This is a genomic window from Paenibacillus sp. JNU01 (genome assembly GCF_059130585.1).
Window position 1 is genome coordinate 5,883,998 of the sequence record NZ_CP169723.1, and the last position, 12,600, is coordinate 5,896,597.

9 protein-coding genes are annotated in these 12,600 nt (G+C 48.6%); 8 read left to right on the top strand and 1 reads right to left on the bottom strand.

Annotation, left to right across the window (positions count from 1 at the left end; translation table 11 throughout):
- The first annotated feature begins 60 nt into the window (after window positions 1-60).
- Together NLBNIHML_RS25850 and NLBNIHML_RS25855 are read left to right on the top strand one after the other, a co-directional pair.
- The gene (locus tag NLBNIHML_RS25850) at window positions 61-1,281 is read left to right on the top strand and encodes an RtcB family protein (RefSeq protein WP_339240715.1); all 1,221 of its coding nucleotides are present in this window, start codon (window positions 61-63) and stop codon (window positions 1,279-1,281) included.
- 50 nt (window positions 1,282-1,331) lie between these two features.
- The gene (locus tag NLBNIHML_RS25855; RefSeq protein ID WP_494353136.1) at window positions 1,332-2,510 is read left to right on the top strand and encodes a DUF4272 domain-containing protein; all 1,179 of its coding nucleotides are present in this window, start codon (window positions 1,332-1,334) and stop codon (window positions 2,508-2,510) included.
- Between the two features lie 150 nt (window positions 2,511-2,660).
- On the opposite strand, the gene NLBNIHML_RS25860 is transcribed toward NLBNIHML_RS25855, so the two are convergent.
- The gene (locus NLBNIHML_RS25860) at window positions 2,661-3,698 is read right to left on the bottom strand and encodes a LacI family DNA-binding transcriptional regulator (RefSeq protein WP_445252651.1); all 1,038 of its coding nucleotides are present in this window, start codon (window positions 3,696-3,698) and stop codon (window positions 2,661-2,663) included.
- A gap of 527 nt (window positions 3,699-4,225) precedes the next feature.
- On the opposite strand from NLBNIHML_RS25860, the gene NLBNIHML_RS25865 reads away from it, so the two are divergent.
- The 6 genes from NLBNIHML_RS25865 to NLBNIHML_RS25890 all read left to right on the top strand — a co-directional run bounded on the left by NLBNIHML_RS25865 (window position 4,226) and on the right by NLBNIHML_RS25890 (window position 12,591).
- On the top strand, window positions 4,226-5,608 hold the full coding sequence (locus tag NLBNIHML_RS25865; RefSeq protein WP_494353137.1) for an ABC transporter substrate-binding protein: 1,383 nt from the start codon (window positions 4,226-4,228) through the stop codon (window positions 5,606-5,608).
- 125 nt (window positions 5,609-5,733) lie between these two features.
- Window positions 5,734-8,658 carry an extracellular solute-binding protein gene (locus NLBNIHML_RS25870; RefSeq protein WP_494353138.1) on the top strand — a complete coding sequence of 975 codons (2,925 nt, stop codon included), beginning with the start codon at window positions 5,734-5,736 and terminating at the stop codon, window positions 8,656-8,658.
- Window positions 8,659-8,733: 75 nt separating this feature from the next.
- The gene (locus NLBNIHML_RS25875; RefSeq protein WP_091032984.1) at window positions 8,734-9,645 is read left to right on the top strand and encodes a carbohydrate ABC transporter permease; all 912 of its coding nucleotides are present in this window, start codon (window positions 8,734-8,736) and stop codon (window positions 9,643-9,645) included.
- A 3-nt stretch (window positions 9,646-9,648) separates the two neighbouring features.
- On the top strand, window positions 9,649-10,512 hold the full coding sequence (locus NLBNIHML_RS25880; RefSeq protein WP_017689719.1) for a carbohydrate ABC transporter permease: 864 nt from the start codon (window positions 9,649-9,651) through the stop codon (window positions 10,510-10,512).
- 11 nt (window positions 10,513-10,523) lie between these two features.
- A complete protein-coding gene (locus NLBNIHML_RS25885) occupies window positions 10,524-11,990 on the top strand; it encodes an NHL repeat-containing protein (protein ID WP_494353139.1) in 1,467 nt (488 codons plus the stop codon).
- Window positions 11,971-12,591 carry a YIP1 family protein gene (locus NLBNIHML_RS25890; protein WP_494353140.1) on the top strand — a complete coding sequence of 207 codons (621 nt, stop codon included), beginning with the start codon at window positions 11,971-11,973 and terminating at the stop codon, window positions 12,589-12,591. The genes NLBNIHML_RS25885 and NLBNIHML_RS25890 overlap by 20 nt, the downstream gene beginning before the upstream one ends.
- Window positions 12,592-12,600: the final 9 nt, after the last annotated feature.

The following is a 12,600-nucleotide window of genomic DNA, read 5'->3' on the forward strand; positions in this document are numbered from 1 at the left end:
GTATCAGAACAAAATTTAAGATGAAATATTCAAAATAATACATAGGAGGTTAACACAATCATGCGTATCGTAGATAACATTAAAGTCTGGGGGGAGCCGCTGGAGAACGCCGTAAGTCAGGCGGTGACTTGCTCGCAATATGGAGATGTCTTGGGTGTGGCTCTGATGGCCGACCACCACAAAGGTTACTCGCAACCCATCGGTGGTGTTGTCGCTTATCGGAATATGATCAGTCCGTCAGGTGTCGGATATGATATTGCCTGTGGTAACAAGGCTGTGCGCACCAACCTGATGTGGGATGATATTCGGGATCAGATTGTGACGATTATGGATGACATCAATTCGAATATATCTTTCGGCGTGGGTCGTAACAATCCAACACCCGTGGATCATGAACTGTTCGACGACGCGAGCTGGAAGCTGTTTGATACCATTGAACCGGGATTACAGCATAAGCTGAAGACGCTCGCACGCAACCAACTTGGAACCGTAGGCAGTGGCAATCATTTCGTGGATATTTTTGTAGAAGAGGCCACGGGAAAGGTGTGGATCGCGAATCACTTTGGCAGCCGCGGGTTCGGTCACAAAGTGGCGAGTGGGTTCCTTAACCTTGCCGCAGGGCGTCAGTTCAGTGGCAAAGCGCCGGGTGAATCCATGGATCAGCCACCTACATTGTTTAACCTGAACAGCGAAATGGGTGATATGTATTGGGATGGAATGACTCTGGCGGGCAGATACGCTTATGCAGGACGTGATTATGTCATTGAACAGGTGCTTGGAATTCTCGGGGCAAATGCTGAATACACCGTACATAACCATCACAACTTTGCCTGGAAAGAACAGCATATGGGTGAAGAGGTCGTCGTGGTCCGTAAAGGTGCAACGCCACTGGCACCTGGGCAGCTCGGTTTTGTCGGAGGCAGTATGGGGGATATCTCGGTGATTGTGGAGGGGATCCACAGTGAAGAAAATACCGAGTCATTCCGCAGCACCGTACATGGAGCAGGGCGTACGATGAGCCGAACCCAGGCGGCTGGCAAAATGAATTACAAGCTGCGCACACGCATGGGCGGTGAGATTAGTGAAGCACAGATGCATGAGGCGATTCGCGCCTATGGCGTGGAACTGCGGGGAGCGGGCACGGACGAAAGTCCGTTTGTGTATAAGAAACTGCAAGACGTACTGAACGCACATGCGAATACGCTGAAAATCAACCATGTGCTACGTCCCGTTGGTGTCGCCATGGCCGGAGGTAATGAATTCGATCCGTATAAGGATTAGTCATATATGTTCAACTGAACATTTACACGATAACGGAGAGGGTGAACTTCATGAGAAATTGTGCGATATACAGCTCTCAGTTTGACCTGGATCAGCTGTTTGAATTAATTCAATCCATTTATCCTGAGGGTACGATTAAACGCAGGGAAGACAAGACCCATATTCAAGTGACTCAGAAAAAATGGCTGAGTAAAAAAACCAAAGGTTTCAATATCATGACCAGCCAGACACATCCTGAGGAATTTACGACCATGATTCAGGGGATGCTTGGATTTTTGAGTCAGATTGAGGGGCGCAATGCTTCGCTCCAGGAAAAGGTATTGATTAAATGTTCCACACTGAACATGGTGATTGGTATTGAGACAGAAGAGGATATCTCGGAAGAATTCTTCGGCGAATTGCTGCGCTTGGCGGATGCTCTGGATGCCGTCATTTTCTGGGGAGGAGGATCTCTGCTGAATGCACATGGCCAGTTATTGCTGGACGTGAATGGAGAATCTGAGGTGGAGGATTACACGGTGACAGCGCACACCAGTTTCCTGGACGATGCTGGAACCCAGACAGAGTCTGCAATTCAACGTAAAGACCGTTCAGAGCAACGGTTGACGGAACAAGGCATTCCTTATAATGCGAACTTGCCTGCAAGGGCCGGAGAAGAGCACACCACCATTCGGAGTAAAGAGGAAGTCGCGCGCCGTGCGGTTGCCTTGTGTCTTGCCGCGCTGAAGGGAGAGTGTCTGGGAGCAGGCGAAAGCGCGGACGATACCGCAGCTCTGGTTCAGGAAGTGATCGACAAGTATGAGGCTGACTCCTTTTTTTCACCCCTAGAGAAGAAGTTTATCGACCAACACGGAGCGGAGCAGCACGAGATCATTGCCTTCTCTTGGGGATATGAGGCGTACCACGTCATGTTGTGGGCGCTTGGTTATGTGGAGAAATTGGGTGCACCAACGGAGTTGTGTAACGTAGGGAAGGATGTCGGTTATTTGCAACAGAAGGACAGCTTTGCCGACTTTCTCTCCGGTGCATCTCTGCGTAGCAAGAGCGAGATTCTGGATGAAGCAGATCTGATCTACCGTTATAACTGGGTGTGTGTGAATAGTCGTGTCAATGACAAAACACCTCCCGCCGGCTTGAATGGTGGAGTGGCTTATGAACGTCACCGTGCTTTGAACTGGCTGATCTGTTATCTGGATCAGGAGTGGGATGATGTGCATACAGATACGTAGAACACAACATACACAATGCAAATACCCCGATAGCCGCTCAAATACGGTTAAAGGGGTGTTTGGCGTGTGGTTTTGTGTGGACACAAACTTTATTCCATGAATGCTTCAATATGTGTATTCCACACATATTTACCACCATATATTCTGCTTTTATCCGCTATGCCTGCCGAACTGTTCACGGATGATGACGTCAGCAAGAATCAACTTTTTTTCGACGTTGCTTTCTGGATTCGCTATGCGCCATAACATCTGATCCACCGCACGCGCACCGAGCAATTCCTTGTTCACATTGACTGTAGCCAGTAATGGGATATGGTCGTATAGATTATCAAATCCCGTGACAACGCACTGATCGGGTACACGAATCCCCATACTCTCAAGGGCTTCTATGGTATATAGCCCATAAAAATCATTCGCACATACAAACACTTCAGGCAGATTATCCTCATGGATTACCGAAGTGAACGTCTGGCGAAACTCATCCAATGCCTGATTGCTCAGCTCGGGAATCTGACTTATTTCCATCCCATGGCCCATAAGTACAGAAGTGTATGCAATCCAGCGTTCATAGAAGCTTTGAGCATCCCCGATATTTCCAACGAATTGGAAAGTTTTGAAGCCCTTGCGGAGCAAATAGAGCATGATCTCCCGCATGGATGCAAAGTTATCGGTGAATATGCTATCACTGTGAAAAACAGGGTCCAGATGATCGACCATGACAACCGGAATACTGAGCCGCTTGATTTCAAGCAGAATCGGGGTCGAGATCGAGCCAACGGTAATGATTCCACGAATGGCATCCGGGTTGAGTAGGGTGAATAGCTGGTCTGCGGATGGTTCCGTCAAGGTTAGAATATTAATGCCTTTTTGGTTCAGCTTGGAAGAAATCCCGTTAAAGACGGGTCCCCAGTATACGGAGTCCTGATTTTGGTATCGAACATTGGGAAACAAAATCAAGATGGTACCGCTTGAACGTGTGTTTTTCGAGTCATGTGATTCACTGTTGTGAGACAGTTCACCAGACAAGAGGCTGTTATCTTTGAAATACCCAAGTTTGCCAGCGGCTTTGAGAATGACATCCCTCGTCTGATCGCTGACTCCCGATTTTCCAGACAAAGCTCGTGACACCGCGAATTTCGACAAACCTGTAAAATGTGCAATCTCCTGAATTGTTACCTTCGTTTTCATCATACCATCCTTACACTCGTAATTCTGCCGTATTCCTTGTTTGGAGCGATATCCAACTGATTCTAGTATAGCATGATGTATTTCTCTTAATCTAATAACGGACAGAGAATTCAAAATGTTAGAGAAGCACAGCATTTCAGGATACGCAATCCACGTGAAGATAAGCACATTTTCAGATAGAATGACGAATTTTGTCTGTAAAATTATTATTTTGTTATTATTTAAAAATAACAAAATAATAAAAGTTATATTTATAGTTTTAATAAGGTGTACTTAGGAATAAGGATTTTAGTAAGCGTGAAAACAGGGTTTTAACCATATTATCAGCATTTTATCAGAATAAATAGAAAATGTTAACAATAAAAATGTTGACGCTTACATTTTGCTGTGTTAAATTTTGTTTGTCAAAAACAAACGATAAAATAACAAATGGTGGTGATTGTTTATTTTTGATTGGTTTCTGAGTGGGGTTAGCGATTTAGGGTGAACCATGATTGGTATACACATTCGGGGAGGTTGTTAAAAACATGATTAGAAGATGGAATGTTGTACCTCTGATGTTATTGGCCGTGATGCTTTTTGTATCCGCTTGCAGTGGTGGGGGGACAGCACAGACGGGAAGCGAAACAGAGGGAACAACGAACTCAGGTAACAGCACCGAAGTCGCTGAAACAGAGAAAGAGGACGTAGTGGAAGAAGCTGTGGCAAATGTGCCTGATCTGGGTGGACGTGTCATCAAGGTTGCTGCCTGGTGGGATCTGAAACCGGCGGGAGAGACCGCCTCCGATAAGGCCAGACTCGATAAAATTGCAGAGGTCGAGAAGAAATACAACGTAAAACTGGAGTTCGTCAACGTACCTTTCGAAGAATACATGAACAAATTTACCACGTCTGCACTGGCCGGCGAACCATTCGCCGACATCGTTCAGATGGAATACAAATCCGCACTACCCGCCATCCTCAAAGGGCAACTGTTGCCCCTCTCCGAATTCACTACACCTGAGAACAACATCAACCAGGAAGCAAACCTGATCACAAAGTTTCCTGCTATTGCAGGCAAAGAATATGCCTTCGAATCACCAACCAGCATTGGTCTGGGACTTCACTATAACCGAGACTTGTTCAAGAAACTGTCATTACCTGATCCACAAGAATTGTATAACCAGGGCGAATGGGATTGGGACAAATTCATGGAGCTTGCCAAACAGGCAACCAAAGATACGAATAATGACGGCAAAACAGATGTATACGGATTTTCTGGCTGGGCCCTTGATGTCGTTCGCCATTTTACCGCTGCGAATGGTGGAACCATCGTGGATGATGCCAATAGCAAGGAAGGATTATCCGATCCGAAAACGATTGAAGCAACCGAATTCGTTAAACGCCTGTATAACGTGGAAAATGTCGTGAAGGTCAAAACCGGTGACAAAACCAACTGGGAGGAGAGCAACACTTTTAAGGATGGAGACGTTGCTCTGTTCACTGCTGCTGAATGGCAGTTGGGCGATCTCACCTTTGCTGTCGGTGTTGTACCCATTCCGAATGGGCCACAGGGCAGTAAAGAGATAACGTATGCAAACAACGCGGCATCGGCAAAATTCATTCCAAAAGGTGTGGAGGATCCAAAGATCGTCTACCAAATCTATGAAGAGACCTTCGACATCCCGCAGATCGAAGAGTATCCAGGTCAGGACTATCTGGAAAGTCGTTATACCGACGAGAAGGATATTGCCATCATTCGCGAGCACATCGCTGGAACAGGCCGTATCTTGCTGGATGATGCCTACACGGGATATCCTTTCGGAGATTTTGTGAACGATATCATCAAGGACAATGCTTCCGTCACAGCAACCGCTGAGAAATACAAAGCACAGGCACAAGCTGCCATTGATAAACTCGGCAAACAATAACAACACTTATCACCAGCAAACGATTCAGGCAGGGGCTCGTGTCGGCAATGTTGCACGGAGCCCCTTTTTCCTGAACCACCAAATCGGCTTTGCTGGCATCAGCCTTGATGAGGAGGACTCGCAGGATGGCTGGAATTCTACAACGTAAGACATGGATATTCTCCACAGTGATCATCGTGGCGGCAGCTTGCATCATTCTATATGTAACTTCCGGCGCTGATGAGGGTGCAGACGTTCCACCTGGCAGTCTGCCTGCCATTGAAGTGGATGCGATCTTGCAGCAAACCCGGCAGAAGAAGGGGTACGAACAGTATCGCTCTGGAACAGACCAGGCTTCACAGCCGAGTGTGGACATCACCATTGAAGCGGGAGATTACATAAGAGCCGAAGGTGAAGACGTCCGCAAACTCACTAATTATGAGGGAATGGATGGTGTATCTCTCCATACCGGAGAGACCGGACAAGTCGATTGGACCATTAACGTGCCGGAGACCGGGCTGTATAACCTGTCCGCAATCTATTATCCCGTTGAAGGCAAGAGCTCAGCTATTGAACGTGCATTGTACATTGACGGTGAACTTCCTTTTGCGGAAGCCGCCTATTTGCAGTTTGATCGGGTATGGGCCAATGAGAAAGATGTTGTGGAGCAGGACAATCAAGGCAATGACCTTCGTCCGAGACAAGTAGAGCAACCACGCTGGATGGAAGAAACGTTTCAGGACTCCGACGGGTACGAGCAGGCTCCATTCAAGTTTTATTTGGAAAAAGGGGAACACACCCTAACGCTAAAATCTTCGCGTGAACCCATGGTGATTCGGTCCATACGCCTTTTCAATGAGAAGACAGCCGTTCCTTACGCAGAGACTGCGGGGGCACAACAGTCGGATTCCTCCGGGCAGCCGAAGGATGTCCTTATTCGCATTGAAGGAGAAGCCGCTATTGCCAAATCTTCACCTACGTTATACCCGACGAGCGAAAGGTCAAGTTCTGCGGTATCTCCTTACAGTGCTTCCCAGGTACGCATCAATACGATTGGTGGCTTTAACTGGCGTCTGCCAGGACAATGGATTGAATGGGAAGTGGATGTGCCGGAGAGCGGACTGTATCATATCGGTTTTACCGCACAGCAGAATTTTGTCAAAGGCATCTATTCTACTCGCAAACTGACCATTGACGGTGAAGTTCCGTTCGCAGAGATGGCCCAAGCGCCTTTTCGTTATCAAAGTGACTATCGCATTGACGTCATGGGTGGCAAGGAAGCATACAAGTTTCAATTGGAAAAAGGAAAACATGTGCTGCGGCTGGAGAACAGCCTGGGTGATTTTGCGCCCCTCATCCGAAATGTGGAGGACAGTCTGTACAACTTGAACTCCATGTACCGGCGCATTCTGATGATTACAGGTACCAAGCCCGATGAATTCCGGGATTATCGGGTGGAGCAGCAGATCCCGAACCTGCTGGAAGTGTTCAGTGGGGAGAGTAAACGACTCAAAGACGTGGCCGCACAGCTTCGTCTTCTATCAGGACAGTCCAGCGATCAGGAAGCACTGATCAAGACGATGGCGCAGCAACTGGACGAGATGATTGACAAGCCAAATACCATACCAAGAAGGCTTGGAGCATACAAAACCAACACAGGGGGTCTCGGCACATGGGTGCAGCAGGCACGAGAGCAGCCCCTTGAGATCGACGCCCTGTACGTCACTTCCATCGACCAAGATATTCCCGGTACAGGCATGGGGCCAATTGCCAAGCTCGGTCATGAAGCGAAGATATTCTATCATTCGTTCTTCATTGATTATAACCAGATCGGCAATGTAGCTACATCAGAAGATCAGCGCACTGTTACCGTCTGGATTGGCAGCGGGCGGGACCAGGCGAATACGATGAAGGCGATGATTGACAAGACATTTACACCAGATAGTGGCATTAACGTGAACTTGAAGCTGGTCAACATGGGAACCTTGCTGCCAGCGACCTTGTCGGGCGAAGGACCCGATATTGCCATGCAGATCGGCAATGATCTGCCCGTGAATTTTGCCATGCGGAATTCGGCTGTAGATCTGACGCAATTCAGTGACTATGGCACCGTAGAGCAGGAGTTCAGGGAAAGTGCAATCGTACCGTATGCCTATGACTCAGGCGTATATGCCTTGCCGGAGACGCAGACCTTTAACATGCTGTTTTACCGTAAGGATGTGCTCGAAGAACTGGGACTTGAAGTGCCCCAGAACTGGGAGGATGTCGAGGCTCTGCTCGCGATTCTGAGTAAAAACCATATGGAATTTGGCATGCCGGTTGTAACCCAGGCCAATATGCAGGGGGTCAATATTCCACCGAACTCGCAGTATGCCACAATGCTGCTTCAGAACGGAGGCGCCTTCTATCGGAATGATGACAAGGAGTCGGATCTGGATTCCCGGATCGGGATTGAGACCTTTAAGCGGTGGACAGAGTTCTATACCGATTACAAGCTGGAACGGGAATATGATTTTGCCAACCGTTTCCGGACAGGACAGATGCCTATTGGGCTAACGGATTACACCATGTACAACCAGCTGTCCGTATTTGCACCAGAGATTCGGGGATTATGGGGATTCGTTCCTGTCCCGGGAACCGTTCAGGCGGATGGAACCTTAAATCGGGACGTACCGGGTGGAGGCAGTGCAGTCATGATGCTGGAGGGTGCCAAGGATCAGGATGCGGCGTGGGCGTTCATGAAATGGTGGACCAGTGCACCGATTCAGGCGGAATTCGGACGGGAGATGGAAGGTCTGATGGGTGCGGCGGCTCGTTATCCAACGGCCAACATCAAGGCACTGGATTCCCTGCCGTGGCCTGCCGAGGATTACGCCAATCTGAAGGCGCAATTTGAAACAGTGAAGGGTATTCCCGAAGTACCTGGTGGTTATTTTACAGGCCGCCATCTGTTCAATGCATTTTACAAAACCGTTGTTGGCCAAGTGGAAGCCAGGGAATCCATCATGGATTATACCCAATATATTCAGGACGAGATTCGAGTGAAGCGTAATGAATTTGGTCTTCCGTAAGCAGAGGGAGGGTTAATCGTGCCACAAATATCACTCCGAGACGGACAAAACAGTCCTCCTGAGAAAGCGTCAAGGATGGGCATGAAATCGTGGTGGAGCTGGAAGCTCCAGGAAATGAAGGCCAGCAAACATTCCTATGTTCTGCTTGCACCTTATATGCTGCTGTTCGTCATGTTTACCGTGATTCCGGTTGTCATCTCGATCATACTCAGCTTCACCTACTTTAATATGCTGGAATTCCCGCGTTTCATTGGCTGGCAGAACTATACCCGCCTGTTTCTGGAGGATGATGTATTCCTGATTGCGATTAAGAATACGTTGTTGTTCGCCATTATTACCGGGCCAATCAGTTATATTGCCTGTTTCGTCTTCGCGTGGATTATTAATGAGTTAACACCGAAATGGAGAGCGTTCATGACGTTGATCTTCTACGCGCCCTCCATCTCGGGCAATGTGTATTTTATCTGGCTCATGATTTTCTCGGGAGATCGTTATGGTATTGCCAATGGGCTGTTGATCAAATGGGGTTTTCTGCTGGAACCGATCCAGTGGCTGAAGACGGAAGCCTATATTATGCCCATCCTCATTCTCGTGCAGTTGTGGCTGAGTCTGGGAACCGGATTTCTGGCATTTATCGCGGGTTTGCAGACGGTGGACCGGACGTTATATGAAGCGGGCGCGGTGGATGGGATCAAAAATCGCTGGCAGGAGCTGTGGTACATTACCTTGCCTTCGATGCGTCCACAGCTCATGTTCGGCGCGGTCATTCAGCTCACAACTTCGTTTGCTGTGGCTGATGTGTCGATTGCACTGGCCGGGTTCCCAAGCGTGAACTATGCGGCAGAGACGGTGGTCACCCACTTGATCGACTTTGGTACAACGCGGTTTGAGATGGGATACGCATCGGCGATTGCGACCGTGCTGTTCATGATCATGGTGGGCACCAACTTGCTGGTACAGAAACTGCTTCGAAGGGTGGGAGAATAACCTATGGCTGCAATTGCAACAGGCAAAAAGCGGGTGAATCGCTCGCTATCAGGAAGTCTCTCCCTGTTTGCCCTTCTGCTCGTATTTGGTGCCTTCATGGTGCTGCCGTTGATCTATGCGATCAACAATGCATTCAAACCATTGGATGAGATTTTCACCTTTCCGCCAACGCTGTTTGTCAAAAATCCCACATTCAGCAACTTTACAGATCTGCTGAATCTGCTGAGTGACTCGTGGGTGCCGTTTTCACGCTATATATTTAACACGGTATTTATTACAGGTATCGGAATTGTAGGTCATGTGCTTCTGGCTTCCGCAGCCGCCTACCCGCTTGCGAAGCACAAGTTTCCAGGCAAAGTATTCATGTTCCAAGTGGTCGTACTATCACTGATGTTCACACCGGCAGTTACGGCCATTCCGAACTATATGATCATGTCATGGCTCGGATGGATTGACACGTACTGGGCTGTTATTATTCCGGCATTTGCCTATTCACTTGGGTTATATCTGATGAAACAGTTCATGGAGCAGATCCCGGATGCACTGCTGGAAGCGGCCAAGATTGATGGTGCCAGTGAATACCGGATCTTCTGGTCCATTGTCATGCCCAATGTGAAGCCAGCCTGGCTTACATTGATCATTCTGCTGTTCCAGATGTTATGGGGCAGTGATGGCAATGGGTACATCTACAGCGAGCAGCTCAAGACCCTGCATTATGCAGCAGGTCAGATTATTCAGGGCGGAATATCCCGGGCAGGAGCGGGTGCTGCGGTAGCACTGATTTTGATGAGTGTGCCGATCACGCTATTTATTTTCTCTCAGAGCCGAATCATTGAGACGATGGCGAGCTCGGGCATGAAGGATTAAGGGGGAACGATATGGCACGCACAGTGAAAAGATGGCTTGTTCTCCTGGCGGCAGTATCTCTGCTGCTGGTGAATGCCGTGCCTGCGGCGGCCTCCCCGGCGCCGTATGAGAGTTATAACTACAACTACTGGAAAGAGGCTGTTCCTTCACCAGATGCCTATCTGCCTGAGCGCACCATTTCAGGCCGTGACCTCGGCATTAGTGAGTTCAAAGACCCCGGTGATGTGAACGTTTCTCCGTCCGGGTTGATCTACATTTTGGATAGTGGCAACAATCGAATTGTCGTATTGGACCCGGAATTTAAGTTGCTGCGCGTTATCGATGGATTCATGACAGAGGGCAGCAAAGAGAGCTTTAATCTTCCGGGCGGATTGTTCGTGAATGAAGAAGAACACATATACATCGCCGATACGGGCAACAGTCGAGTGGTTGTTTTGGATGGAGAAGGGAGGCTGCTTCATATCATAACCGAGCCGGAGTCGGATATCCTGTCGACCCAATTCCAGTTCCAGCCCTTGAAACTGACGGTTGATCATGTAGGTCGCGTATATGTTGTGGCACAAGGGGTCTACGAAGGCATTATGCAGTTTGACGAGAGTGGGACATTTATCGGATACGTTGGTACCAACAAAGTGGAGCGGGACTACGGCGAATATATCTGGCGCATGTTATCCACCAAAGCCCAGCGTGCACAGATGGTTCTGTTTGTGCCAACAGAGTTCTCCAATGCGGATATCGACCCCAAAGGTTTCGTATATGCGACGAATATTGATCCAGGCTCGAATGAACCGATCAAACGCCTTAACCCGTCTGGCGAAGATGTACTGAAGCGGTTTGGTTATTACGACGTCAAAGGCGATATCCGGTTCCGTAACAATCCCGGTCCATCCAAACTGATTGATGTGAAAGTGCTCGGCGATGGCATGTACAGTGTACTGGATGCGACACAGAATCGGGTGTTCACGTACGACGATGAAGGTCATCTGCTCTACATATATGGTGGCAAAGGAAATCAGGTGGGCACGCTCAAAACGCCAGTTGCGATTGAACAATCGGGTGAGCACCACTTGGTTCTGGACCGGGGGAAGAACAATCTTGTTGTCTACGAGCCAACCCGTTTTGGTTCCCGTGTGAATGAAGCGGTCGCACTCCACTATCGAGGCGAGGACACGGAAGCCGTGAATATATGGAGAGAAGTGCTTAAGCTGAATGCCAACTATGACATCGCCTATATCGGTATCGGCAAGTCCTTATTAATGGAGAAGAAAAACGAGGAGGCGCTGGGGTACTTCGAACTTGGGATGGATCGCAAGAGTTATTCTGTCGCGTTCAAGAGGCATCGGCGAGAGATGATGAAGGAACACTTTGGTACATTCCTGACCGCTGTGATTGCGCTGATTGTCATTCTGATCCTGACCCGGGTGGCGGCTAAATGGAGACGGAGGAGGCAGGTCGATCGTGAAGCAGGATTTCATTAAGTTCCCGCTGCATCTCATTTTTCACCCCATTGATGCATTCTGGGACCTCAAGTCGGATAACCGGGGACGGCTGCTTGTTGCTTTTGCAGCACTCGCGCTTACCATTATCATGATGATTCTGCAAAAGCAGTATGCAGGATTTCTCGTCAATTACATCGACCCTCGCACGATTAACAGCATCATTGAGATCGCCACAGTTGCGGCGCCTTTCTTTCTATGGTGCACGGCCAATTGGGCAGTAACAACCTTGATGGAAGGGGAAGGCAAGTTCAGGGAAATCGTTCTGGCAACAGGTTACTCGCTCATTCCGGTTATTCTGGTCTATGCCCCGATGATCGTGATTAGCCGGTTCATGGTGCAGGAGGAGACTGCTTTTTATTATCTGTTCAATAGCATCGCGTTTTTCTGGTTTGTACTGCTTCTGTTCATTGGCATGATGACGGTACACCAGTACACGGTGATTAAAACGATCGTTACGATGGTGCTGACACTCATCGTGATGGGCATTATTGTATTCCTTGGCGCACTCGTCTTCAGCATGCTGCAACAGTTGTACGAATTCGGTTATAACATCTACCGCGAGTTGATTTTTCGGACCTAAAGGAGGCGG

Excerpts from the sequence above, each read along its gene's own strand:
- NLBNIHML_RS25880 (WP_017689719.1), top strand. The coding sequence starts at position 9,649 with ATGGCTGCAATTGCAACAGGCAAAAAGCGGGTGAATCGCTCGCTATCA.
- NLBNIHML_RS25855 (WP_494353136.1), top strand. The coding sequence starts at position 1,332 with ATGAGAAATTGTGCGATATACAGCTCTCAGTTTGACCTGGATCAGCTG.
- NLBNIHML_RS25875 (WP_091032984.1), top strand. The coding sequence starts at position 8,734 with ATGGGCATGAAATCGTGGTGGAGCTGGAAGCTCCAGGAAATGAAGGCC.
- NLBNIHML_RS25870 (WP_494353138.1), top strand. The coding sequence starts at position 5,734 with ATGGCTGGAATTCTACAACGTAAGACATGGATATTCTCCACAGTGATC.
- NLBNIHML_RS25865 (WP_494353137.1), top strand. The coding sequence starts at position 4,226 with ATGATTAGAAGATGGAATGTTGTACCTCTGATGTTATTGGCCGTGATG.
- NLBNIHML_RS25885 (WP_494353139.1), top strand. The coding sequence starts at position 10,524 with ATGGCACGCACAGTGAAAAGATGGCTTGTTCTCCTGGCGGCAGTATCT.
- NLBNIHML_RS25850 (WP_339240715.1), top strand. The coding sequence starts at position 61 with ATGCGTATCGTAGATAACATTAAAGTCTGGGGGGAGCCGCTGGAGAAC.
- NLBNIHML_RS25860 (WP_445252651.1), bottom strand. The coding sequence starts at position 3,698 with ATGAAAACGAAGGTAACAATTCAGGAGATTGCACATTTTACAGGTTTG.